Source organism: Cyanobium sp. Tous-M-B4, assembly GCF_024345395.1.
Classification (GTDB): domain Bacteria; phylum Cyanobacteriota; class Cyanobacteriia; order PCC-6307; family Cyanobiaceae; genus Cyanobium_A.
The window spans coordinates 381,803-405,941 of sequence record NZ_JAGQBA010000002.1 but is presented as its reverse complement, the minus strand read 5'-3'; the positions used below and the strand labels follow the sequence as shown (position 1 = coordinate 405,941).

The window sequence follows — 24,139 nt, the reverse complement described above, 5'->3', positions numbered from 1 at the left end:
CCCTATCCGGCCACAACCCTCACCGTATCAGCGATCTGGCCTGGCCAAAGCTGCTGCTGCTGCCGCAGCCAGGTAGCCCTAGCCAGATCGATCCGCTCGCCGGGCACCAGCAGGGGTATACCCGGCGGATAGGGACAAAGGGGTTCGGCGGCGATCCGTCCAGCTGCCGCCGCCAAAGCCACCACTTCCGCTGGAGCGCGCCAGGCCTCGGCCAGGGGCAGCTCCGGCTCCGCTACCAGCGGCAGCGGTGGCGCGCTGAAGGGTGGCAGGGGCGGTCCCCCCAGGGCACGCCGCAGGCGCAGCAGCTGGTGGGGCAGGCGCCACACCAGCCCAGGGGGCGGCGCCATACCCAAGCAAAAAGTGAGCGCCCCCGGTTCCGGCAACTCGGCGATCACACCCCGCTGCAGCAACCAGGCATCGGCCTCCAGCCCATTGATTCCCATGGCAGCGGTGTGCAGCACCAACCGCAGCGGGTCGTCATTGGCAACCAGGGGCAAGCCCAGCGCACGGCAGCGGCGCTGCAAGCGCTCGCCGCAGCGCCATGCCGCTTGCCAGCGGCGCCGGCCCGCCGAGCTGGTGAGGTCGTCGAGAGCAGCTGCTGCGGAGGCCAGCAACAGGGCGCTGGGGCTGGAGGTCTGCAGCCACAGCAGGGCCCGGGCCACGGCATCGCGATCAGCCCTGCAGCCCTGCAGCAACAGGGCTGCGCTCTGGGCCAAACCGCCGCCAGCCTTCTGGCCCGAGAGCACCACTAGGTCGGCCCCAGCAGCCAAGGCCACCCCGCGGCCATGGGCTTGATCGACAAGCACGGGCAGCCCACGGCCGTGGGCCAATGCCACTAGGGCCGGCAGCTCGGCGCGCTGGCCCTGGTAGCTGGGCGATACCAGCACTAGGGCCGCCAGGGGACCGTCCTGCTCTGCTGCTGCGAGCACCACCTCGAGATGGGCTGGACTCGGTGGCAGCCACAGGCCGCTGGCCGGATCGAAGGGCAGGTCAAACAGCACGGGCCGCAGCTGGCCCAGCACGCAGCCGTGCAGCAAGGAGCGGTGCAGGTTGCGGGGCAGCAGCACCCGGCTGCCAGGGGGAGCCAGGGCCAGCAGGGCCGCCTGCAGCAGGCCACTGGCGCCGTTAACACCAAACCAGACCGCCTCCGCACCAAGCTGGGAGGCACAACGCCGCTGAGCCTCAGCGACGGCACCGGTATCGATCAGGGGGCCACCCTGCTCCGGCAGCTCCGGCAGGTCCCAGCTGCCCGGCCGCTGGCGCAGCAGGCTCCTCAGGGCAGGAGACAGACCCCGACCGCGGCCGTGGGCCGGCAGATGCAGCGGCAGGCCCATGGCAAGAGGGGTGGCGTTCATAGAGTCTGCCCAGCTAGCCACTGCTGTGCCTTGACCAACGCCGATGCTGCCAAGGAGCTGGGTTACGACCCGGGCCGGGACCTGCGCTGGTTGCTGTTGCGCCCCTGGGTGCTGATCGCCCGGCTGATCGTGGTGATCTGGCAGCTGTCCAGCCTGGCCCTGGTGTTGGTGGTGCAGGGCAACAGCAGCAATGCCCAGGTGCAGCAACGGCTGGGCCAGCGCATTCTCACTACGCTCACCGACCTGGGCCCCTGCTTCATCAAGGTGGGCCAAGCCCTTTCCACCCGGCCCGATCTGGTACGGCGCGACTGGCTCGAACAGCTAACCCAGCTGCAGGACAACCTGCCCGCCTATCCCCATGCGATTGCGCTAGCAACCATTGAACAGGAATTGGGCGCCCCGGCCGACCAGCTGTTTGAGGTATTCCCCGACTACCCCGTAGCAGCAGCCAGCCTGGGCCAGGTCTACAAAGCGCAGCTCGCTGATGGCCACTGGGTGGCAGTCAAGGTGCAACGCCCCAATCTGCCCACAATTTTGCGGCGGGATCTAGTGATCATCCGCCTGTTAGCTGTGCTGAGTGCGCCGCTGTTGCCGCTCAACCTGGGCTTTGGCCTCGGCGACATCATCGATGAATTCGGCTCAACATTGTTTGAAGAGATTGATTACCGGCTCGAGGCCAATAACGCTGAACGATTTGCCGATCTATTCGCCCGCCAGCCCGAGGTGACAGTGCCGCGGGTGGAGCGACTGCTATCCAGCCAGCGGGTGCTCACTACCCAGTGGATCAATGGCACCAAGTTGCAGGAACGCCAGGCGCTGGAAGCTCGCAACCTGGATCCCTCGGCCCTGATCCGCACTGGCGTGATCGCCGGACTGCAGCAACTGCTCGAATTTGGCTATTTCCACGCTGATCCCCACCCCGGCAACCTGTTTGCGCTCTCCGGCAAAACCGGCCCCCTAGGCCATGTGGCCTATGTGGATTTCGGCATGATGGATTCGATCAGCGACAGCGATCGCCTCACCCTCACCGGTGCCGTTGTTCACCTGATCAATCGGGATTTCAGCGCCCTGGCCGATGATTTCGTCAGCCTGGGTTTCCTCAACCCCAAGGCCGACCTCGAGCCAATCATTCCTGCCCTTGAGGAGGTGCTTGGTGGCGCCTTAGGCGACAACGTGGGCTCCTTCAACTTCAAAGCCATCACCGATCGCTTTTCGGAGCTGATGTATGCCTATCCCTTTCGGGTGCCGGCTCGCTTCGCCCTGATCATTCGGGCGGTGGTAAGCCAGGAGGGCTTGGCTCTGCGGCTTGATCCCAGCTTCAAGATCATCCGAGTTGCCTATCCATACGTCGCCCGGCGCCTGCTGGCAGGAGACACCAGTGAGATGCGCGAAAAACTGCTTGAGGTGCTCTTTGATCGACACGGCCGCCTGCAGCTTGAACGACTGGAGAATCTATTGGCGGTTGTGGAAAACGATTCCACCAGCCCCGATTTGCTTCCAGTTGCTGGAGCTGGCCTGAAACTGCTGTTGGGTCCAGAAGGCGGCAGCCTGCGTCAACGGCTGCTGCTTACCTTGGTCCAGGGTGATCGCTTGCACACAGATGATTTGCGAGCCTTGATGGGACTGATGGGACGTACTTTTTCACCCCGCAAGTTGGTGAGTGGCATGCTGGCAAGGCTCACACTGCAACCCGCTTAAACATTAGAACTAATTTATAGATAGCTCAAACAACTTGGGGGATCGTCATCCAGCAGAAGGTCATTGCAGCACCACCCACCAGCACTACCACTAGGGGCCAGATATCGTCGAGGCGATTTAGATGCATTAATAGTGCATGCTTCTCTGCTGGATCTTCAATCGATTCCATCACGGCATAGCGACGCCCAATCCATAGCACCAACACAAACGCTGCCAGCGTGACTACGTAAGCAACGACATATACTTGATCAAGGAAGGTAAGAAAGGGCAAATCAGGCAACTTGTCACGATAGGTTTGCTGTAGAAAAACCAGCGTAAGAAGCACAGTGACCGGGATACTGGCACGAGCATCCTGCTCATCAGGCCGCACCTTAAATACCAACAACACCATGGCCATCAGCACGGAGAGTGGCAACAACAATCTCCAGAAAGATGACCACGAAGAGGTGCCATAGGAAATTTCAAAGAGGATCTGGCTGTAGTCGTTTTCTTCGCCACCAAGGCCAAAATTTGTAGCGTAGTGGTGTCGGTATTCCGCAATTGACCAGCCGGTATTTAGCCAGCCAATAATGCGTGCATAGAGACCCATGCCGCTGTTGCGAATCTCTGGAATTAAACGGAGATTTTGATAACCGAGCTCTCCATCCACGTCATTAGCCTCAATGACAAGTGGCAGGCTAATATTCATAAAAGGATAGTGGCGAAAACTAGCCTTATCTACATAATAACGACCAACATACGTGAATAATTGATAGTAGCCGCCATCGGCAAGTCGCACCGGCATTTCGCCCACCGGCCTAAGGCTTGAATCCTTATCAGAAAGCAAGGTATTTAGAACAATAAACAAGCTGGAAATATCTCCGCCATGAGTTTCCACATAACGCTGCATAGGCTCCTCCCAGCGCAGCCATACATAGCCACCACTTGAATAGCTTGGCACCGTTAGATCTAGCTCATAATTGCTAGTCGAATACACTCCCACTTCCACCTTGTATGGGGCTCGCTCCAGCTCAGCCCGATCGACCCGTTCCTCGCCAGCGCTGAGCTGGTCTCCCCGCATGGAGCTCCATACACCAAGGGCAGGCTTTTCGCCGAGGGGCAGGGTGGTGAGAGCGCGGGATGCGGAGGAGAGACGCAAAGAATCGCGGCTTAGCACCGGGCTCACATCAATGCGCCCGATCCCCAAAATTGCCAGGATGGCCGCCAGAACAACGGCAACCATCGCCAGCACGTTCCAAGGCCTTTGCCTGCGCTTACCCATGCCCAACTGCTGCAGTTTGCTGAAGTTAAAGCCGAAAGCCGCTTGTGAGCGAGTAGGCACCGCAGTGGCGCTGGCCCTGACGCTGGCCCTGCCTGGCCTGGCATCAACAGAACTGGTGCTGGGGCAGTCGGCGGCCCTCAGCGGCCCCTCCGGCATGCTCGGCAGCGAATACCGGCAAGGGGCTCTGGCCTATTTCTCAGAGGTGAATCGCCAAGGTGGCGTCCATGGCAAGCGCCTGAAGCTGCTGAGCCTCGACGACCGCTACGACCCACCTCTCACCCTGCGCAACACCAAGCAGCTGGTTGAGCGCGACAAGGTGTTTGCTTTGTTTGGTTATGTGGGCACCCCCACCGTCAAGGCGGTGTTGCCCTTGGTTGAGAAACAGAAAATCCCTTTGATCGCTCCACTCACCGGCGCCCAACTGCTACGCCAGCCCCATCGCCCCATGGTGTTCAACCTGCGTACCAGTTACCACATGGAAATTGACCGGATGGTCGACTACTTAGTGCGCAGCGGCCGCCATCGCGTTGCGGTTGTCTATCAAAACGATGCCTTTGGACAAGACGGCCTCAAGGGATCTCTCAACGCCTTGAGACGCCATGGCCTCAAACCAGTGGCTACTGCCAGCGTTGAGCGCAACTCAAACCAAACCGGCAGGGCAGCCAGCATGGTGCAAAACGCCAATGCCAATGCAGTTTTGGTGGTAGCTGCCTACCCGAGCTCGGCCTCCTTAAGCCGCGAGATGCGGCGGCGCGGCAGCACAGCCCAGCTGATGAACGTGTCGTTTGTAGGTACCAGCGCCCTGCGTGCCTCCCTGCAAAGCCATGAGGCCAGTGGCATTGGCGTCGCCCAGGTGGTGCCTTTCCCTTGGAACGAAAGGGTGCCAGTGGTGAGGGAATACCAGGAATTGATGCGGCGCCAGCAGGCCAAACCGCACTTCGGCTTTAACAGCCTGGAGGGCTTCCTTGCCGCAAAAATGACAGTGGAAGGCCTGCGTCGAGCCGGGCCGGAACCCAGCCGCCAACGCTTTGTGACCGCGCTTGAGACCATGCGCGATGTAGACCTTGGTGGCTACCGGGTGCAACTGGGTCCCGAGGACCACAACGGCAGCAGCTTCGTCGAACTCACCTTCCTGGGTTCCCAGCGCTGGGAACCCTGAGGGCCTAGGGTCTCGGCCACCCAGACCAGTCTCAGCAGATGGCCAGCCTGCCCCTCGACGCCATGGACAGCAGCGCCCTGCCGGACGGCTGGATGTACGGCGATTTAGATGCGAGTGACATCCTGCTGGAATATGCCCAGATCATCCAGCCCCCCTACCTAGTGGCTGGTGTGGGCCTGGCCATCGGCGTGCTCTGCGGGCTCACCTTCGCCAAATTGGTAGAAAACAAGCTGGAGGGCTGGAAACAGGATCGCCTGCCCCTGCTACCGCTTGGCAGTTTTGCGGTCACCCTGCCTTACTTCGGCGTGGTGATCGGCATCACCCTGTTTATTGGCGGCAGCCTGCAGGTATTCGGTTTCTCGGCCGGGGTTGCCCTGCTGGTTTCCTTTGTGTTGTCGATTGCCACAGCTGGCGCCCTGTGGGTGCAGCTGGAACGGCTTATGGCTCAGGTGGAAGCAGGCACCTTCAGTGCAGTCGATTTCGACAACTTCGATCAGTTTTTCTAATTTAACTACTTAAAAAATATATCAAGTTACCTGCCGAATAGGCGGCAAAGCCAAGCGGCTGTGTCAGCTCAAGCCACCAGATAACCCTCAAGCATGCGTGATTGGGCCCGTACGCCTTCGAGGGCTTTGCGCTCCAGGTTGCGAGTTTTGTCGCGGCTCATGCCCAATTGCTTAGCGATGGCGCTCAGGCTCATCGGCTCCGAGCTCTCTTGCGGCTCCCCAGCCTCAATCCCATAACGCATCTTCAGCACCCGCCCCTGCAGCTCCGGCAGTTGCTCCAGCAGCGCACGCAGGTCGCCCTTCAGGCACTCACCATCCACCCGCTCCTCCGGCAGCTCCGCATCTCCTGCCAGCAGGTCAAGCAGTTCGGTGTCATCCCCATCGCCCACCTTCGTCTCCAAGCTCACCGGTTGGCGCGCACGGCACAGCAGATCCTTCACCTCCTCTTCCGGCAGTTCCACCGCTTCGGCAAGCTCCGTCACCGTCGGCGTGCGCCCCAGCAGCTGGCTTAGTTCTCGCTGACCCTTCTTCAGCTTGTTCAGCGTTTCGGTGATGTGGATTGGCAGCCGGATCGTCCGGCTCTTCTCAGCGATTGCCCGCGTGATCCCCTGGCGAATCCACCAATACGCATAAGTTGAAAATTTGTACCCACGGGTTGGGTCGAACTTCTCAACGCCGCGCACCAAACCGATCGTGCCCTCCTGGATCAGGTCCAGCAGCTCCATATTCCGACGCGTGTACTTCTTAGCCACGCTCACCACCAGCCGCAAATTCGCAGCCACCATCCGCTCCTTGGCACGCCGGCCAGCCTGCAAGCGCTTCTTAAGTAGGGGCGCGCTCAGACCAGCGGCCTGGGCCAATTCCACCTGGCTTGGCTTGTTACCCAGCTGCACCTCCAGCTCCTGCTCAAGCTCCTCCAAACCCACCAGCTCCTGCACCTGGCGGCCCAAGGTGATCTCCTGCTCGTGAGATAGCAGCGGCACTCGGCCGATGTCCCGCAGGTAGCTGCGCACTAGGTCGCCGCCTGATTGGGCCGAGGCAGCGCCGGCACTGGGGCTGGAGCCAAGAACGGACAGGGCGGACATGGCGAGCCGGTTTACGAAACTCTTTGGTTTCGTAAACCTACCATTCTTTTCAAGGGCGAACATGGATGGCATGGCCTCTGAGCGGCTGCAAAAACTGATAGCCAACGCCGGGCTCTGCTCCCGGCGCCAGGCAGAACAGCTGCTGGGCCAAGGCCTGGTGCAGGTGAATGGTGCCGTAGCCCAGCTGGGCGATCGGGCCGACCCAGAGCGCGATCGCATCACCGTGCGGGGAGAGCCCCTGGCGGCCCGGCCCCAGCCCCTGCTGCTGCTGCTCAACAAACCGGTGGGAGTGGTTTGCAGCTGCCACGACCCCGAGGGGCGAACCACCGTGCTGGACCTGCTGCCAGACGAACTGCGCCACGGCAGCGGACTCCACCCGGTGGGCCGGCTCGATGCCAACAGCCGCGGCGCCCTGCTGCTCAGCAACCAGGGGGAGGTAACCCTGCGGCTCACCCATCCCCGCTACGGCCACCGCAAGACTTACCGGGTGTGGGTGAAGGGCCAACCGGATGACCAGGTGCTGGAGCGCTGGGCCGCCGGAGTGCCCCTTGATGGCCAGGCCAGCCAACCGGTGGGGCTGGCGCTGATTCAAAGGCGCCCCCAGGCAACCGAAATCGAACTGCGGATGGGAGAGGGACGCAACCGTCAGATCCGGCGCACTGCCGAGGCCCTTGGCCACCCCGTGCTCGATCTGCAGCGGCTGGCAATCGGCCCCCTGCAGCTGGGCGCATTGCCCGAAGGTCGCTGGCGGCGCCTCGATCGCCAAGAATGGCAACTGCTTAATCCCACACCCCCACCCTGAGCCCCTCTACCCCGCAGCCACCAAAGCGCCCGCGAGGCCGCCCCGGCCGCTGGTGGCGCCGTGGTAATTCAGCGGCCCCAAGTGGGCCTGCCGAGGCTCCAGCTGATCCGTTGCTGGCAGCAGGCCAGCGGCTGCGGCTGCGGCGCGAGGAACGGGGCCTAAGCCTGCGGGATCTCGCCCTGCAAACACGTATCAGCGCAGCAGTGCTGGAGGCCCTAGAGCGAGGCTGGCGCGACCGCCTACCGGAAGCCACCTACCTGCGCACCATGGTGCCGCTGATCGAGCGGCACCTAGAGCTGCCAGCGGGCAGCTTAGAAACGGTGCTGCCAAGCAGCGAGCAGCTCCGTTTTCAGGGCCAAAGGCGAGAGCCCCTGCTACGTCGTTTCACGCCGGGCTCAATCGATGTATTCACCACCTGGCAGGGCACGCTGCTCTACGGCCTACTGACCCTGGGCCTGATCTACGCGGTGAACCTGCAGCAGCAGCAACTGGCAGCACGAGGGCTGCTGGCGCTACGGCCGATTTCGCCGCTACCTGCCAGGGACCAGGCCAAACCGCCGCGGCCTGATCAAGCCCTGCTGCAGCTATATCCCGAACTGCGCCCCCTGGAGCTGGCCGCCAGGGGCCAGGGGGTTGGGCAACTGCGGCGGGCAAAGCCAAGCCAAATTCCAGCGGCCGGAGTGCTGGAGCTGCAATTAAGCCAGCCCAGCCAGCTGACGCTGGAGAGCGCCAGCGGAGTTCGCACCAACCTGCGTAACAGCAGCGGCAGCCTCAGCCTGCCCCTCAGTGGCGGCTTCCGCCTCAGCCTCAACCCTCCACCCAGCGCCGGCGATCAAGTGAGCTGGAACGGCTCGCCCCTGCAGCCAGTCAAGGGCCAGCCCGGTCAGTTCAGCTCACCAGCAGAGGCCGCCCGGCCATAGCGCGCCGCCATGGCGCCATAGCCCTGCAGGGCCCCGTCCAGACTGGCCACCGGCTGCTGTAGGCGCCAAGTCCAGTTGCCCGAACTGGTGCCTGGAGTATTGAAGCGGGCCCGGTCATCGAGCTCCAGCAGATCCTGCAAGGGGGCCACGGCTAGGTCGGCAGAGCTCGCCAGGGCCAGCTCCAGCAACTGCCAGGCCGGCGCCGTGATCGGTGCACCCACCGCCTCGGCCACCCGCTGACGGGCGTCGTCACCGAGGCTCTGCCACCAGCCAACGCTGGTGGCGTTGTCGTGGGTGCCGGTGTACACCACCCAGCGGCGACCGCGGATGTTGGCTGGTAAGTAGGGGTTGTTGGGGTCGCCATCAAAGGCGAACTGCAGGATTTTCATGCCTGGCAAGTCGAAACCATCTCGCAGGGCCTCCACCGCCGGGGTGATCACACCAAGATCCTCAGCAATTAGGGGCAGGTGCCTGCCGCGGCGCAGCCAGAGCAAGGCCAGCAGCGGCCAGCCTGGAAACCAGCGCCAGCGGCCATTCTCGGCGGTGGGGGCATCACCCGGCACGCTCCAGAAGGCCTGCAGGGCTCGGAAGTGATCGAGCCGCAGCTGGTCGAACAATTCAAATTGGCGCTGCAGGCGGGCCAGCCACCAGCTGAAGCCACTGAGCAGGTGCCTGGGCCAGCGGTAAACAGGAGTGCCCCAGAGCTGGCCGGTGGCCGAAAAGTAGTCCGGTGGCACGCCGCTCTGGGCCGTGAGCGAGCCATCGGGGCGCAGGGAAAACAAGGAGCGGTGGGCCCAGACGTCGGCGCTGTCGTGGGCCACATAAAACGGCAGGTCGCCCAGCAACTGCACGCCGGCCTGGCTGGCCTGGCGGCGCAGCTGCTGCCACTGGCGCTGCAGCTGCCATTGCAGCAACTGCTCCTGCAGCAGCCAGTCGGCATGATCGGCGGCAATTCGCGCCAGGGCGCGGCGCTGACGCTGGGCCAGGGGCGCCGGCCACTGCCACCAGGGCTGGCCGCCCTGGAGCCGGCGAATCACCATGAATAGGGCGTGGTCTGGCAGCCAGCGCCGTTGGCTGCGCCGCCAGCGGGCAAAAGCCCGTTGCTGCTCCGCGGGCTGGGCGCCCCAGCGGCGGACCAAAGCCTCTCCCAAAGCCGTACTACGGACCGCAACCACAGACAAATCCATCGGCCCGGCCGTCAGCGCAGCTCCAGGTAGGGCCTCCAGGTCCTCTGGCTGCAAAAAGCCCTCCTGCCGCAACCGCTCGCCATCCAGCAGCCAGGGGTTGAGGGCCGAGCCGCTAGGGGAGCTGTAGGGCGAACCGGTGCCGTCGGGGGGAGCAAGGGGCAGCAGTTGCCAAACGCCAATGCGATGGCGACCGAGGAGGTCAAGCCAATCGTGAGCAGCCTGGCCAAAGCTGCCGCAACCACCCTTACCGGGCAGGGAGGTGGGGTGCAGCAGCACCCCGGCATGGCGGTGGGCCTGATTCACGAGGCCGGCAGCCGATATCGGCTAATGATGGCCTTGGCAAACGCCGGAATGTGGGCTTCGAGCTTTTCTGGGTGGTTACGCCGCAACCAGAGGGCGTTGCGGGTGAAGTGGGAGTCGATCGAAAAGCGGCCATATTCCAGGCCCTTCGGCCCGAGACGCTGCACCACCAAACCGATCAGGTTGGCCAACCACATGGGCAGCTTCAGGGCCTTGTCGTAGGCCTCGATGCCCTGCTGCACCGCCGCAAAACGCTCACCACTGGAGGTAACTGGTGCCACGTCGAGCTCCTCCTCCACCAGATCCAGCAACAACTGGCCCCTGGGGTTGCGCACCGTGAGCCATTGGCGGCCGAAGGTCGCGCCCATGTAGCCCACCACCAGATCGGCGCCGGCGTTGGTGTAGTCGAAACAACTCAAACAACTGGGAGCAAATACATCCTTGAGCTTGGGTGTATCCAAACCAAAGAAAGGCACCGTTTCCTCGCGGCCGTCGCTGTGGCGGAAGTGGATGCGGAAGTCCTGCATGAACTCGTAGTGCACCACCGTCTCTGGCGAGCTGACGGTGCTGTCGAGGAAGGTCTGCAGGCCCGCTCGACTGACGTTGTCAACGCAGGGCAAGCCCAGCACGTAGAGCTCGTCGAGGGGCAGGGTGGGTTGCACCGCCCGCAGGGCCTGGATCTGGCAGCCCACACCGATCGCCAGCAGCTTGCGGATGCCGCTGCCGGGCAGCTGCTCCAGCACCTCCAGATTTGGGGACAGGGTGGGCTTATTCACCCGGGCACTGAGCACCTCCTCCGGGGTGCGGGCGAGGCGGGGCACGGGCGTGAAGCGATCCTCCTCGCTTTGGCCAACGCAAAGCACCGCGTCGACAAGGCCAGTTTCCAGGGCCCGCACACCGATGCGGCTGACGATCCCCGTCCACTGGGCCCCTTCGATCGGTTGCTGGAGCCGGGCGGTGAGCATGCGCTGCTGCACCCCGAAATAAAGCTCCTCCTCGTTGTCGAGGTCGCGGCTACGGCCATGGGCCGCAGCCTCCATAGCCTCAAAGCGCTGCTCCAGAAAGGCGCAGCTGTTTTTCACGTAAGCAACCCAGCGGCTGTCACACAGACCGCACTGGCTGCATAAATCTTTGGCGGGATAGACGCTGCCCTTGGCCAGGGGCCGGGCGCGCTCATGGGGAGCAGTTGCAGCCATCAGCGGATTTCCCCATCGCATCTGCGCCGCCACAACCTATCGGGTGCAAGGCGTAGAGGCTTGGGCCAAAGTGGTTTGCCGACAAGCCCCCATGGCCCGACGTTCCGCCCCAAGCCAGCCCCGCCGGGGACCCACCCTGTTGCGGCTGGGTGCGTTAGCCGTGGGCATGGCCATGGGCGCTGGTCTGATCGGTGTGCTCTGGCCCATAGGCGACCGTGCCACAGAACCGCTGCAGCAGCTGACGCCTGCCGACTTAGCCAAGCCCCCCAGCCGCAGCATCACCATGCTGGTGATCGGCCTGGACAGCGAGCGTCCCGGCGATCCGCTCAACAAGGCCGCTCCCCGGGGGGCAGCCAACGCCGATGCCCTGCTGCTGGTGCGGGTTAATCCCCAGGGGCCCCTGCAGGTGCTCAGCCTGCCGCCCAACCTGGCCGTGCAACTGCCGGGCCAGAAACGCCCCCAGAGTCTCGGCAGCCTGTATCGCATCGGCGGCGTAGCCCTCACCGCTGATGCGGTGAGCAACCTGGTGGGCCTCGACTCGGGCCAGCCAGCGCGCTTTTTGGTGCTGGGCCGCTCCAACCTGCGCAGCCTGGTGGATGGCCTGGGCAGCATCGCCGCCAATCCCACCCTGGCTCTTCGCTACAACGACAAGAGCCAGCGCTTCAGCATCAACCTTCAGGGCGGACTGCAACGGCTCAAGGGCAACCAGGTGGAGCAACTGGTGCGCTACCGCGATCCAGACCGGCCTGAGGAGAGTCGCCAGGACAACCAGCAGCTGGTGGTTCGCAGCCTGCTGCGGGAGCTGGCCCTGCCGGAGCAGCTGGGCCAACTTGCCAATTTGCTCAAATCACTCAACAACCAGGGGGTTGTCACCAACTTGAGCCAGCCAGAAACCCTGAGCCTGCTGGCGGCTGGCCTAGATCAGGCCGAGAGCGTGCAATTCACCAGCCTGCCCCTTGCCCCGGCACCCGAACCGGCACCCGAACCCAACAGCAGCCGAGGGGGAAAACTGAGCCTGCGCGAGATCAGCAGCAGCGCCCCTGAGCCCCTCTGGCCGGTAGCGGCTAGCTCAACGGCTGAGCAATAGCTCCAAGCGCAGGGCCAAAGCAGGGGCCAGGTCAAAAGGCTCCTCCAGGGTTCCCAACCAGGGCAGGCCATCGCCGCGGCGCAGGTCTGGCTGCCAGGGGCCACCGGCCTGCACCAGCCCGGCCAAGGGCACTTGCCACTGGGTCAGCAGGGCAGCCATCGCCGCCGGCAGGCCCGTCTGCAGCTGCTCGGCCGCCAGCAGCAGCAGCACCGGCTGGCGCCAGGCCCCTAGGGCCTCGGCCCAGTGGCCGAATCCCTGCAACACCAGGCCGGGATCAAGCGGCAAGGGCACCAGGCCTGGTCCCTGCTCAGCCAAGGAGGCCAGCGATTGGGGCGGCTGCTCAATTGCGAGCGGTTTGCCCCAGGGCAGGCCCAGGGCCAAGGCCAGCGATGGCCCCGCTTCTGCTTGCAGCGCCGCCACCGCAGCCGCTGCACCAGCTCCCACCAGCACCAACGGGCGTTGCCGACCAGGCAGGGAAAGAGTCATGGATTTTTGTACTAGGTGGGCGGGCTCGCTTCTACCATCAGGTTTCAGCCGACGCGTTAGCGCCCGCCGTGACCAGTTTTCTGACCGCTGATCGCGTGGCACCCCAGGGCAGCGCGAGCCAGCCGAATCACGACACCCGGCGTCTGCGGCTGTTCAGTGGCACCTCCAACCAAGCCCTGGCTCAGGAAATTGGCACCTATCTGGGCGTGCCAGATGGGCCGCGGGTGATCAAACGCTTCGCAGACGGCGAGCTTTACATCCAGATTCAGGAGTCGATCCGCGGCTGCGATGTCTTCCTGATCCAGCCCACCTGCGCCCCGGTGAACGATCACCTGATGGAGCTGCTGATCATGGTGGATGCCTGCAAGCGGGCCTCGGCCCGGCAGATCACCGCGGTGATCCCTTATTACGGATACGCCCGCGCCGACCGCAAGACCGCCGGACGGGAATCGATCACCGCCAAACTCGTTGCCAACCTGCTGGCTAAATCAGGGGTGGATCGGGTGCTGGCAATGGACCTGCACTCCGCCCAGATCCAGGGCTATTTCGACATCCCCTGCGACCACATCTATGGCTCGCCGGTGCTGGTCGACTATCTGCGCACCCGCGACCTTGGTGAAGTGGTGGTGGTGTCCCCGGACGTGGGAGGTGTGGCGCGGGCCCGGGCCTTCGCCAAGCAGATGAATGACGCACCCCTAGCGATCATCGACAAGCGTCGCTCCGGTCACAACGTGGCCGAAAGCCTCACCGTGATTGGCGATGTGGTGGGCAAGACCGCAATCCTGATCGACGACATGATCGACACCGGCGGCACGATCTGTGCCGGTGCCCGGCTGCTGCGGCAGCGGGGGGCAACCCGGGTGCTGGCCTGCGCCAGCCACGCGGTGTTTTCCCCGCCGGCAATCGAGCGGATGTCGGAGCCTGGGTTATTCGAGGAGGTGCTTGTCACCAACAGCATTCCCCGCCGCGATGACGACCGCTTCCCCCAGCTTCAGGTGCTCTCGGTGGCCAAGATGCTCGGCGAAGCGATCTGGCGCATCCACGAGGAGAGCTCGGTGAGCTCGATGTTCCGCTGAAACCAGTTCCGCTGAGGGCATATCCGCTGAAGTTGCGTCGTTTTGCCCGCTTAAAAGCCTTTTTGCCTGCTGCGGCGAGCATTTTGCTCACCCTGCCTTGGGCTGCCACCGCTCCGCTGCTGGCCCAAGCGCAGCCAGCTCCACCCCGGCGTATCGGCGTGTGGCTCACCAATAGCCCCAGCCCGCTCTATTACGACCCCGCCCGCATCGATCGGGCGGTGCAGGAACTGGCAGAAGCGGGCTTCAACACCCTCTATCCCAACGTGTGGAGCAGGGGAACCACCTTCCACCGCTCCCTCCATGCGCCGATGGAGCCGGCCCTAGCGAAAGCCAATCCCAACCTCGATCCGATCTGCCGCTTCACCAAGGCCGCCCATCGCCGCGGCCTGCAGGTGATCCCCTGGTTTGAGTACGGCCTGATGGAGCCGGCCGACGCAGCCGTGGTGCGCCAAAACCCCGACTGGGTGCTGCAGCGCCGTGATGGCAGCAGTGAGATGGTCATGCACGGCAAGCCAATGGTGTGGCTCAACCCGGCCCACCCGGGGGTGCGGCAGCGCTTTCTTGGCCTGATCGGCGAGATAGTGCAGCGCTGCAGCGTCGATGGCATCCAGCTCGACGACCACTTTGCCTGGCCCGTGGAGCTCGGCTACGACCCCACCAGTCGCGAATTATTCCGGGCGGCCACGGGCCGGGAGCCGCCAGACGACCACACGGATCGGGCCTGGATGCGCTGGCGGCGTCAGCAGCTCACCGCCCTGCTGCGGGAGCTGCGGGGCCAGCTCAAGCCCTCTGGCACGGTGATCAGCCTCTCGCCAGGCCCCTTCCGCTTTGCTTACAACCACTGGCTGCAGGACTGGGAGCTTTGGTCCTTAGGCGAGCTGATCGACGACCTTGTAGTGCAGAACTACGCCCACTCGGTGAAGGGCTTCGAAAAGGACCTCAACCAACCGGCTCTGGTGAAGGCGCGCAGCTGGGGCATGCCTGTGGAGATCGGCATCCTGGCGGGCTTTGGTGGCCGCACCCCCACCATGGCGACCCTGGGCCAGAAAGCCCAGCTGTCGCTGCAGCGGGGCCATGGCGTGATCTATTTCTACTGGGAGGGACTTTGGGGTTTGCACGCCGGGCCTGAGGGGGCTGCCTACCGCCAAGCTGCCTTCCGCCAGCTACACCAGAGCTACCGGCGCTGATTAATCAGCGCCGAGGCACTGGCTCACCACCTCGCCGGTATTGGGCGAAAGCGGTGCTGCAGCGAGCTGCTCGAGGGCTGCGCGCATCGCGGCTGAACGGGCTGGTCCGTAGCTCTGCCAGCGGCTAAACACCTTGGCCAGTCGAGAGGCCGTGATCGGGTTGCGCTGGTCGAGATCGGCGATGCGAGCTGCCATGAAGCGATAGCCGGAGCCATCGGCCGCATGGAACACCGCCGTATTACCGGCGAGCCCCCCGAGCACGGCCCGCACCGAATTGGGCGCGGCGGGATCAAAGCGGGGGTGTTCCAGCAGGCGAGCCACCCGCTCCAGGCCATCGGCAAAGGGCGCAGAAGCTTCAAGGGCAAACCAGGCATCAAGGATCACCGGCTTGTGCTGCCAGCGTTGGTAAAAAGCCTCCACCGCCTGCTGGCGCTCAGCGATCGGATGGCACTGCAGGGCCCTGAGGCCAGCGCGAGCCAGGGTCATCGAGGGGCCTTGCACCGCCGCCGCTGCAGCCTCCGCAACCTGCGCATCACCGGCGGCCACCCGCCAGCTCCACACGGTGCCCGTAAGCAGGCGATCGCCATTACCAGCGGGCCAGGCCAGGCTCCACTGGGGCGTGCAGCGCTCCAGAGCAGCGGTCAGGGGCACGGCCAAGGCCGCACCAAAACGCTGCTGCAGGGCAAGCAGCGCCGCAAATAGGGCCGGTGGATCGGGCTCAGCGCCAATGGCAACGGCGGCATCTTCGAGCTCGGGCAAACCTGGCAAGGCCAGCAACACGCTGCGGCTGGCCTCAGATAGGGAGGGATCGGCCAGGATCCGGCCGAAGGCATCGATCAGCTCCTCTTCCAGCAGGCCATCGGCGCTGCCTGCGGCGCGGGCCAGCACGGCTTGGCGCAGCAGCACCTGGCCCGCATCCCAGCGGGCAAAAGGATCGCTATCGGCAGCCAGCAGGTGCACCAGCTCGGCGGTGGGCCGGCCCATTTCCAGGATCACCGGCGCTGAAAAATGGCGCAGCAGGGAAAGGGCCGGTGGATGGTGCTGCTGGGGCAACCCCACCAAACGCAAGGTTTGCTGGGGCTGGTCGATCACCAGCAGGCGGGTGCCATCGCCGGCTAGTCGGGCTGGGGCTGGTTCCCCCTCAAGCCGCACGGGCAGGGATTCGCCGCCCTGACCCAGGAACCCCAGGGCGAGGGGAATCACCAGCGGCTGCTTTTCGCTCTGGCCGGGTGTGGCTGGGGTGTGTTGTTGCACCTGCAGCTCCAGCACGCCCGCTTCGCCATCCCAGTGGCGCTGGATGTGCAGCCGCGGCGTGCCGGCCTGGTGATACCAACGGCGAAATTGGGCGAAATCAAAGGGCGGCGGCACGGGCGCGGCATCCTGCATCGCCTGCACGAAGTCTTCGCAGGTAGCGGCGGTGCCGTCGTGGCGGCTCACGTAGAGCGCCATCCCCCGCATGAACGCCTCCTCACCCAGCAGGGTATGCAACATACGAATAAGTTCCGATCCCTTTTCATAGATCGTGGTGGTGTAGAAGTTGTCGATCGCCTGATAAGCATCAGGCTGCACGGGATGGGCAGTGGGGCCGGCATCTTCACGAAACTGGCTATTACGCAACATCGAAACATTTTCGATGCGATTCAATGCCGCACCGTGCATATCTTCCGTGAAGCTCTGGTCGCGAAACACGGTTAGCCCTTCTTTGAGCGACAGCTGGAACCAGTCGCGACAGGTGATGCGATTGCCTGTCCAGTTGTGGAAATACTCGTGGGCAATCACGCTCTCGATCCGCTCAAGCTCGCCATCGGTAGCGGTTTCGGCGTCGGCTAGCACCAGCTTGGAATTAAAGATATTGAGGCTTTTATTCTCCATCGCGCCCATATTGAAGTGGCGCACCGCCACGATGTTGAACTCATCGAGGTCGTATTCGAGGCCGTAGCGCTGCTCATCCCAGGCCATCGAGCGTTTCAGCGACGCCATGGCGTGGGCGGTGTAAGGCGCATCGCCTGGTTCCACGTGGATGCGCAGGGCCACGGCACGGCCGCTGGCGGTGGTGAAGCTGTCTTTCACCTCTTCAAGCTGGCCCGCCACCAGGGCAAATAAATAGGAGGGTTTGGGGAAAGGGTCGTCCCAAACAGCGAAGTGGCGGCCGTCGTCGAGGTCGCCGCTGTCTAGGCAGTTGCCGTTGGAGAGCAGCACCGGACAGCTGGCCCGATCGGCTTCGATCCGCACCTGAAAGCGACTGAGCAGATCGGGGCGGTCGGGGTGAAAGGTGATACGCCGAAATCCCTCGGCTTCGCACTGGGTCGTGAACAGCCCGCCACTGGCGTAGAGGCCTTCAAGGGTGCTGTTGGTTTCCGGGTGGATGCGCACCCGGCTCTGCAGCTGAAAAACCCCAGCGGGAGGCTGGGTGATCACCAGCTGGTCGTCGCTGAGCTCAAAGGCCTCAGCCGGCAGGAGCTCGCCATCGAGACGCAATTCCAGCAGCTCCAAGTCGACGCCCTGGAGCACCAACGGTCCCGGCTGGGCCAGCGGATTGGGCAAGAAGGCCAGCCGGGCCAGCACCTCGGTGTGGCCGGAGTGGAGCTGCACCGTTAGATCGGTGCGCTCAAGCAGATACGGCGCCGGACGGTAATCGGCGAGGCGCACGAGCGGCATGGGAATTACTTGGGGGTAGCGGGCTTGGGAGTAACGGCCTTAGGAGTAACGGCCTTAGGGGTGGCGGGCTTCACTGCTGGCTTGGCATCTGGCGACTGCTTGATGGCGTCTTGCACCTTGGCCATCACATCTGCAGGCACCTCCTTGGGGCAGATCTCAGCGGCACCGAGGACAGCCGAGTTGATCGATCCCTTGCGCAGGTCGTCGATGCTGAGCGGCTTAGCTCCCACCTGGCTGATTACACCATCGTGCTGGCCCTGAATCAGCTGGGCGACGGTTTCGCCAGCAATGCCCACCGCTTTATCGAAGGGAACCCCTGCCCCCCTGGCAATGCATACGTTTACGGCTGCAATACGGGTGTACAGGTTCATTTCCGCCTCAGTGGCTGGAGCGGCCAGGGCCGCTGCGGGCACCAGCAGCAGGGGAAGCACCAGCAGGGGAGCCAGAAAACTACGGGGCATCAGGAACACCGGAAAAGAAAATTTAATGACTGCATGCTGCTGCATCAGGACGGGGCGTCAGGCGGGATGGGCGCCCCCGCTTCTTCAACCCGGATCTCGTGGTGGGTTTCGGCCACATCCAGGGCGCCGTTCTTCCAGGAGTAGATCGAACGGGAGCGGTAGCGGTCCTGGTCGACCAGGCGAATGTGCTCAAGAATGTGCCACTCCTGGTAGCTGGATTCAAAAATCAGCTCATGCTCATCCACCTGGCGGATCTGGCTTTTGGTGGGAGTGCCGCTCAAGTAGCCACAGCTGCGGCTGAGCTGGTGGCCGCATAAATTGGCCTCCATGGTGCCAGTGGGCACGTAGCGGGGCTTTTTGTCGAAGAATTCGAATTCCTGCTCGGGCCACCAGGTGAAGCGATAGGCAGCATCACCCTCCACCGGCTCGCTGAATATTTCCACCCGCAGCATCATGTCGACCCGCAGCGACTCGCCATCCTCAAAGAAGTAGAGCCTGCGCGAGCGCCACAGGCCAAGATTGCGGGCAAACCAGCGCCGCAAATTGCTGTCGAGCTGAATCCTGGGGCGCGGCGCCACTGGACTGGAGTTTGGAGACATGCTCATGACACCCCGGCCCTAGGGCGCACGGCATTGATTGCTTTAGTCATAGCGAAATTGAGCTGGTGTGGCCAAATCCCCATAGGGTTAGCTGCGTGAGCGCCGAACACCCCACCACGGCCGCCCAGGTCGCCAACGACGGAGCGACCGAACGCCCCGAACTGAAGCTGCTGCTGGTCGCCACCAGCTACCACCTGGCCAGCCAGGACCTGCGCAACCTGATCCAGTTCCTCAAAAGCGAGGAGTGCGCCTTCAAGGTGAGCCTGGAGATCGCCGATCCGGCCCACCAACCCCAGCTACTGGAGCTGCACCGGCTGGTGGCCACCCCAGCCCTGGTGAAGCTCGACCCCCTGCCCAAGCAGGTGATCGCCGGCAATGCGATCACCCAGAAGCTGCGCAGCTGGCTGCCGCGCTGGCAGCAGATGGAGGTGGTTACGAGCCTGGGCATGAGCCTGCGGCCCGCTGAAATTGATGGCAGCCGCACCAAGCGCGAGCTGCAGCTCGAAGACCAGCTGCTGGTGCTGCGCCAGGAAAACGAAACCCTGATCGAGCGCCTTGGGGTGCAGGAACGCCTGCTGCGCATGGTGGCCCACGAGCTGCGCACGCCGCTGACGGCTGCCAAGCTCGCCCTCCAGAGCCACACCCTCGGCCAGATCGACGAGAGCCGCTTCCGGGACGTACTCACCCGCCGCCTCGACGACATCCAGGAACTCTCCAAGGACCTGCTGGAGGTGGGCACAACCCGCTGGGAGGCCCTGTTCAACCCCCAGCGCCTGGCGCTGGGCAAGGTGGCCGCCGAGGCGATCCTGGAGCTGGAAAAACTCTGGATCGGCCGCGACCTGGAGCTGATCACCGACATCCCGGCCGACCTGCCAGATGTGTTCGCCGACCAGCGCCGCATGCGCCAGGTATTGCTGAACCTGCTGGAAAACGCCCTGAAGTTCACCCCGGACCGGGGCCAGGTGCACCTGACCCTGCTGCACCGCACCGACCAGTGGGTGCAGGTGAGCGTTTGCGACACCGGGCCGGGTATCCCCAAAGCGGAGCAGCAACGGATTTTTCTGGATCGGGTGCGCCTGCCCCAAACCTCCGGCACCACCTCTGGCTACGGCGTGGGCCTATCGGTGTGCCGCCGCATCGCCGAGGTGCACGGGGGGCGCATCTGGGTGGTGTCGGAGCCCGGCGAGGGTGCTTGCTTCCACGTCAGCGTGCCGGTCTGGAGCGGCCAGGTCCAACCCGCACTGACGCCAAGGGGCCCTGATCGTCGCGTCGCCCCCACTGATAACAGGCCCTGAAGCGCTGCTCGCCTTGACGAAGGGTCCCCCTGCCCCGTAGCTTCCAATACATCAACGCCTTACAGCGTTGTGGCCTCGCCCCCATCGTCTAGAGGCCTAGGACACCTCCCTTTCACGGAGGCGACAGGGGTTCGAATCCCCTTGGGGGTATACATAAATCCAACTCCTTTAATGCCCAATGGGCAAAAGAGAAGGGTTTGTTATTTCAACTCCCACTAAACAGGACTTCAACTCCTGCTGAATCGGGAATTCAACTCCTGTTAATTCAGGATTGGGCAGCGCGGCGTTCGGCCTCTCGCTGCACTCCCCGCAGGTTGTTGGCCAGGTCTTCGCGCAGACGCTGCTCAATTAAGCCAATCGGCATGCCGGGCCGGCCCTGCACCGTGAGCTCGTAGAGCAGATGGGTGGTTTCACCAGTGCGGCCGATCTGCCAACAGCCTTCAAAGCGGCGGAAATCTCCGCGGCACATGCAAAAGCGCAGCTCGCCTGCCTCGAGATCCTCCTCAAGCTCCAGCTCCACCTTGGCGCTGAAACGCAGCCCGCAGAACTGCTGGGTGCCCACCTGCTCCAAACCCACCCGATTGCCGCGGCGCCACAGCTGGCGGGAGGAAGCCAGGTTGGGAATAAAGCTGTTGAGATTGGCGTAATCGGTAAGCACGGACCAGATCCAGCGGGGATCAAGCGGTAGGCGCAACTGCACTGCCAGGCGCCTGGTGCCCTGGGGAAGCCGCTCCATCTCCTGCTGGATGGTGTCGAGGCTGCAAACGGAGGTTTGGGCGGAATTGATCACATCCGCAGGCCCCTTCGACAGCAAAACTGGCTCAGCCAGCTGGCCGGGCAGACCTGATTGGGCAAGAAGCTGCGCCAAGGACGCACGGCGTAAGTGTGCTGGGGCACAAACCTAGCTGTGTCTGCCGGGAATTCGCTGCGGTCGTGTTCCCTATGATCAGCGCGCTTTTGAGGGGACTGAGTCTGTATGCGTGTTTCCACCGGTCGCGCCACCCAGTCCGACAACCGGATGTTCACCGTCGTGGTGGAAGCCTTCGGGGTGGGACGCCAGCGTCAGGCTGAGCGCCGCTTCACCGTTCCATTCGGCCAACTCCAGGGCCTGATGCAATCAATCGCTCAGAAAGGCGGTCGCATCAGCGCCGTTCTCACGGACGCTGGCGCCAGCCCAGCACCCGCCCCCAAAGCAAACGCCGCTCCTTCGAAACCCGCTGCCGTGTCCCACGCCGACGTTCCCGTCAACCTTTACAAGCCGAAGGATCCGTTCGTCGGCACGGTGACCGACAACTACAGCCTGCTGGCGGAAGGGGCGATCGGCCGGGTGAATCACATCACCTTCGACCTCTCCGGTGGTGACCCCCAGCTGCACTACGTCGAAGGCCAGAGCATCGGCATCATCCCCGACGGCACCGATGCCAACGGCAAGCCCAACAAGCTGCGCCTCTACTCAATCGCCAGCACCCGCCACGGCGACAATCTGGAGGGCAACACGGTGTCTCTGTGCGTGCGCCAGCTGCAATACGAGAAGGACGGCGAGACGATCAACGGCGTCTGCTCCACCTTCCTCTGCGACATCGAACCCGGCGCCAAGGTGAAGATCACCGGCCCAGTGGGCAAGGAGATGCTGCTTCCTGAAGACGAGGAAGCCAACGTGATCATGCTGGCCACCGGCACCGGCATCGCGCCGATGCGCACCTACCTGCGCCGCATGTTTGAGCCCTCCGAGCGGGAGAAAAACGGCTGGCATTTCCGCGGTAAGGCCTGGCTGTTGATGGGCGTGCCCACCACCCCCAACCTCCTTTACGACGACGACTTCAACCGCTACGCCAGCGAGTTTCCCGAAAACTTCCGCTACACCAAGGCGATCAGCCGCGAGCAGCAAAACGCCAACGGCGGCCGCATGTACATCCAAGACCGCGTCAGCGAGAACGCCGAAGAGATCTTCTCCTGGATCGAAAATCCCAAGACCCACGTCTACATGTGCGGTCTGCGGGGCATGGAGCCCGGCATCGACGAGGCGATGACCGCCGCCGCCACCGCCAAGGGTTTGAACTGGGCCGAGTTGCGTCCCCAGCTCAAAAAAGCCGACCGCTGGCACGTCGAAACCTATTGAATTCGAGCCAAATTTGCTTCTTCTGCCCGCCCCCAAGGCGGGCTTTTTTTTGGCGAATCCCACACAGAAACCATCACAAAGTGGGCCAAGCGGTGGGCGACGGCTCCAGGCCCGTTAAACCATGGGCACCAGACAGGCATTCATGGGCGCTGTGCTCACCAATCCACTGCGGGTAGGACTCCGCCAAGAGCGGGTTATCCCGCCCCAATGCCTGGTGATTTTTGGGGCCAGTGGCGACCTCACCCACCGCAAGCTGGTACCGGCGCTGTTTGAGCTGTTTCGCCAGCGCCGCCTCCCCAGTGAATTTGCGGTGCTGGGCTGCGCCCGCCGCCCCTGGAGCGATGAGGAATTCCGCGGCAAGATGGCCGAGGCCATGGCCCAAGAGGTGGCTGAGCACCGGGTGGCCTGGGAGCAATTTGCCGCCGGGCTTTTCTATGAGCCGGTGGATCTGGAGGATCCCCCTTCGGTGGTGCGGCTGGGCCAGCGGCTAGACGGCATCGACCGGCTGCGGGCCACCCGGGGCAACCGCACCTTCTACCTGTCGGTGTCGCCGAATTTTTACGGCAGTGGCTGCCGCTCCCTGGCCGCCGCCGGGCTGCTGAGCGACCCGGCTCGTAGCCGGGTGGTGATCGAGAAGCCCTTCGGCCGCGACTACGGCAGCGCCCAGGAACTCAACCGGGTGGTTCAGACCAGCGCCCAGGAAAGTCAGATCTTCCGGATCGACCACTACCTGGGAAAGGAGACGGTTCAGAACATCCTGGTGCTGCGCTTCGCCAACACGATCTTCGAGCCGATCTGGAACCGCAACTACATCTCCAGCGTGCAGATCACGGCGGCCGAAACCGTGGGCGTGGAGGAGCGGGCCGGCTACTACGAAAGCTCGGGCGCCCTGCGCGACATGGTGCAGAACCACCTCACCCAGATGCTGGCCCTGACGACGATGGAGGCACCGGGACGCTTCGATCCCGAGTCGATGCGCAACGAGAAGGCCAAGGTGCTGCAGGCAGCCCGCCTAGCCAATGAAGACGAGCCCTGGAAGTGCTGTGTGCGGGGCCAATACGGGCCAGGGGGATCCAGCACCCGACCAATCGCCGGCTACCGCCATGAGCCGGGGGTGAACCCGGAAAGCACCACGGAGACCTACGTGGCGATGAAGCTGTTCATCAACAACTGGCGCTGGCAGGGCGTGCCCTTCTACCTGCGCACCGGCAAGCGCCTACCCAAGCGGCTCTCCGAGGTGGTGCTCACCTTCCGGGAGGCCCCGGTGCACCTGTTCGATGCCGCTGGCGGCGCCCCAACCCCCAACCAGCTGATCCTGCGCATCCAGCCCGATGAAGGTGCTGAATTTAAATTTGAGGTGAAGGCCCCCGGCTCCGGCATGCGCAGCCGGCCGGTGGACATGGCCTTCTCCTACGACGACAGCTTCGGCGAACCCAGCGACGAGGGCTACGTGCGCCTGCTAGCTGACGCCATGCTGGGCGACCCCACCCTCTACACCCGCAGTGACGAGGTGGAGGCCGCCTGGCGTCTCTACACACCGCTGCTGGAACTGATCGAGGACGCCCCCTCCCAGCTGCCCGTATACCCCTACGAGGCCCGCACCTGGGGTCCTGCCGCCGCCGACAACCTGCTGGCCGAAGACGGCCTGGCCTGGCGTCGCCCCTGATTTCTGTTGCCCTGAACCCACCGCGAGTCTGACCCC

At 63.8% G+C, this 24,139-nt stretch carries 21 protein-coding genes and 1 tRNA gene; 12 read left to right on the top strand and 10 right to left on the bottom strand.

The window, feature by feature from the left end:
- Positions 1–2: 2 nt before the first annotated feature.
- On the bottom strand, positions 3–1,355 hold the full coding sequence (locus KBY73_RS05330) for a lysine decarboxylase (protein WP_254936042.1): 1,353 nt from the start codon (positions 1,353–1,355) through the stop codon (positions 3–5).
- Positions 1,356–1,412: 57 nt separating this feature from the next.
- Here KBY73_RS05330 and KBY73_RS05325 point away from each other — a divergent pair, with 57 nt between their 5' ends.
- Positions 1,413–3,053 (top strand): AarF/ABC1/UbiB kinase family protein, encoded by a 1,641-nt coding sequence (locus KBY73_RS05325; RefSeq protein ID WP_254936225.1) that lies wholly within the window; start codon positions 1,413–1,415, stop codon positions 3,051–3,053.
- A 25-nt stretch (positions 3,054–3,078) separates the two neighbouring features.
- On the opposite strand, the gene KBY73_RS05320 is transcribed toward KBY73_RS05325, so the two are convergent.
- A complete protein-coding gene (locus tag KBY73_RS05320; protein WP_254936041.1) occupies positions 3,079–4,374 on the bottom strand; it encodes a hypothetical protein in 1,296 nt (431 codons plus the stop codon).
- Positions 4,375–4,378: 4 nt separating this feature from the next.
- Here KBY73_RS05320 and KBY73_RS05315 point away from each other — a divergent pair, with 4 nt between their 5' ends.
- Complete coding sequence (locus KBY73_RS05315) at positions 4,379–5,473, top strand: ABC transporter substrate-binding protein (RefSeq protein WP_254936040.1); 1,095 nt, start codon at positions 4,379–4,381, stop codon at positions 5,471–5,473.
- 38 nt (positions 5,474–5,511) lie between these two features.
- Positions 5,512–5,979 (top strand): hypothetical protein, encoded by a 468-nt coding sequence (locus KBY73_RS05310; RefSeq protein ID WP_254936039.1) that lies wholly within the window; start codon positions 5,512–5,514, stop codon positions 5,977–5,979.
- 68 nt (positions 5,980–6,047) lie between these two features.
- Here KBY73_RS05310 and KBY73_RS05305 read toward each other — a convergent pair whose 3' ends face one another.
- The gene (locus KBY73_RS05305; RefSeq protein ID WP_254936038.1) at positions 6,048–7,064 is read right to left on the bottom strand and encodes an RpoD/SigA family RNA polymerase sigma factor; all 1,017 of its coding nucleotides are present in this window, start codon (positions 7,062–7,064) and stop codon (positions 6,048–6,050) included.
- A gap of 70 nt (positions 7,065–7,134) precedes the next feature.
- Here KBY73_RS05305 and KBY73_RS05300 point away from each other — a divergent pair, with 70 nt between their 5' ends.
- Positions 7,135–7,866: a pseudouridine synthase gene (locus KBY73_RS05300; protein ID WP_254936037.1), complete on the top strand. Its 732-nt coding sequence runs from the start codon at positions 7,135–7,137 to the stop codon at positions 7,864–7,866.
- A 110-nt stretch (positions 7,867–7,976) separates the two neighbouring features.
- Positions 7,977–8,786: a helix-turn-helix transcriptional regulator gene (locus tag KBY73_RS05295; RefSeq protein WP_254936036.1), complete on the top strand. Its 810-nt coding sequence runs from the start codon at positions 7,977–7,979 to the stop codon at positions 8,784–8,786.
- Here the strand turns inward: KBY73_RS05295 and malQ are convergent.
- A complete protein-coding gene (gene malQ, locus KBY73_RS05290) occupies positions 8,750–10,276 on the bottom strand; it encodes a 4-alpha-glucanotransferase (RefSeq protein WP_254936035.1) in 1,527 nt (508 codons plus the stop codon). The genes KBY73_RS05295 and malQ overlap by 37 nt on opposite strands.
- Complete coding sequence (locus KBY73_RS05285; protein WP_254936034.1) at positions 10,273–11,469, bottom strand: Coenzyme F420 hydrogenase/dehydrogenase, beta subunit C-terminal domain; 1,197 nt, start codon at positions 11,467–11,469, stop codon at positions 10,273–10,275. The genes malQ and KBY73_RS05285 overlap by 4 nt, the downstream gene beginning before the upstream one ends.
- A gap of 91 nt (positions 11,470–11,560) precedes the next feature.
- Between KBY73_RS05285 and KBY73_RS05280 the strand changes: the two genes are divergently transcribed.
- Positions 11,561–12,556 carry an LCP family protein gene (locus KBY73_RS05280; protein ID WP_254936033.1) on the top strand — a complete coding sequence of 332 codons (996 nt, stop codon included), beginning with the start codon at positions 11,561–11,563 and terminating at the stop codon, positions 12,554–12,556.
- Here the strand turns inward: KBY73_RS05280 and KBY73_RS05275 are convergent.
- Positions 12,539–13,042: a hypothetical protein gene (locus KBY73_RS05275; protein WP_254936032.1), complete on the bottom strand. Its 504-nt coding sequence runs from the start codon at positions 13,040–13,042 to the stop codon at positions 12,539–12,541. The two genes, KBY73_RS05280 and KBY73_RS05275, sit on opposite strands and share 18 nt — an antisense overlap.
- 68 nt (positions 13,043–13,110) lie before the next feature.
- On the opposite strand from KBY73_RS05275, the gene KBY73_RS05270 reads away from it, so the two are divergent.
- Positions 13,111–14,118 (top strand): ribose-phosphate pyrophosphokinase, encoded by a 1,008-nt coding sequence (locus KBY73_RS05270; protein ID WP_254936031.1) that lies wholly within the window; start codon positions 13,111–13,113, stop codon positions 14,116–14,118.
- Between the two features lie 62 nt (positions 14,119–14,180).
- Positions 14,181–15,305, top strand: coding sequence for a glycoside hydrolase family 10 protein (locus tag KBY73_RS05265; protein WP_396096622.1), 1,125 nt, complete (start codon positions 14,181–14,183; stop codon positions 15,303–15,305).
- Here KBY73_RS05265 and pepN read toward each other — a convergent pair whose 3' ends face one another.
- Genes pepN through KBY73_RS05250 form a run of 3 tightly spaced genes read right to left on the bottom strand, consistent with a single transcriptional unit; the run spans position 15,306 to position 19,023 of the window.
- Positions 15,306–17,963: an aminopeptidase N gene (gene pepN / locus KBY73_RS05260; protein WP_254936030.1), complete on the bottom strand. Its 2,658-nt coding sequence runs from the start codon at positions 17,961–17,963 to the stop codon at positions 15,306–15,308.
- Positions 17,964–17,968: 5 nt separating this feature from the next.
- Positions 17,969–18,424: a cAMP phosphodiesterase gene (locus KBY73_RS05255; RefSeq protein WP_254936029.1), complete on the bottom strand. Its 456-nt coding sequence runs from the start codon at positions 18,422–18,424 to the stop codon at positions 17,969–17,971.
- Positions 18,425–18,468: 44 nt separating this feature from the next.
- On the bottom strand, positions 18,469–19,023 hold the full coding sequence (locus KBY73_RS05250) for a hypothetical protein (RefSeq protein WP_254936028.1): 555 nt from the start codon (positions 19,021–19,023) through the stop codon (positions 18,469–18,471).
- A 95-nt stretch (positions 19,024–19,118) separates the two neighbouring features.
- Here KBY73_RS05250 and KBY73_RS05245 point away from each other — a divergent pair, with 95 nt between their 5' ends.
- Together KBY73_RS05245 and KBY73_RS05240 are read left to right on the top strand one after the other, a co-directional pair.
- Complete coding sequence (locus KBY73_RS05245; protein WP_254936027.1) at positions 19,119–20,318, top strand: histidine kinase; 1,200 nt, start codon at positions 19,119–19,121, stop codon at positions 20,316–20,318.
- Between the two features lie 77 nt (positions 20,319–20,395).
- A tRNA-Glu gene (locus KBY73_RS05240) sits at positions 20,396–20,468 on the top strand.
- Positions 20,469–20,583: 115 nt separating this feature from the next.
- Here KBY73_RS05240 and KBY73_RS05235 read toward each other — a convergent pair.
- The gene (locus KBY73_RS05235) at positions 20,584–21,054 is read right to left on the bottom strand and encodes an SRPBCC family protein (protein ID WP_254936223.1); all 471 of its coding nucleotides are present in this window, start codon (positions 21,052–21,054) and stop codon (positions 20,584–20,586) included.
- A 240-nt stretch (positions 21,055–21,294) separates the two neighbouring features.
- Between KBY73_RS05235 and KBY73_RS05230 the strand changes: the two genes are divergently transcribed.
- Together KBY73_RS05230 and zwf are read left to right on the top strand one after the other, a co-directional pair.
- Entirely contained in the window at positions 21,295–22,437 is a 1,143-nt protein-coding gene (locus tag KBY73_RS05230) for an FAD-binding oxidoreductase (RefSeq protein WP_254936026.1), read from the top strand.
- 142 nt (positions 22,438–22,579) lie between these two features.
- Positions 22,580–24,103: a glucose-6-phosphate dehydrogenase gene (gene zwf, locus KBY73_RS05225; protein ID WP_254936025.1), complete on the top strand. Its 1,524-nt coding sequence runs from the start codon at positions 22,580–22,582 to the stop codon at positions 24,101–24,103.
- Positions 24,104–24,139 lie beyond the last annotated feature (36 nt).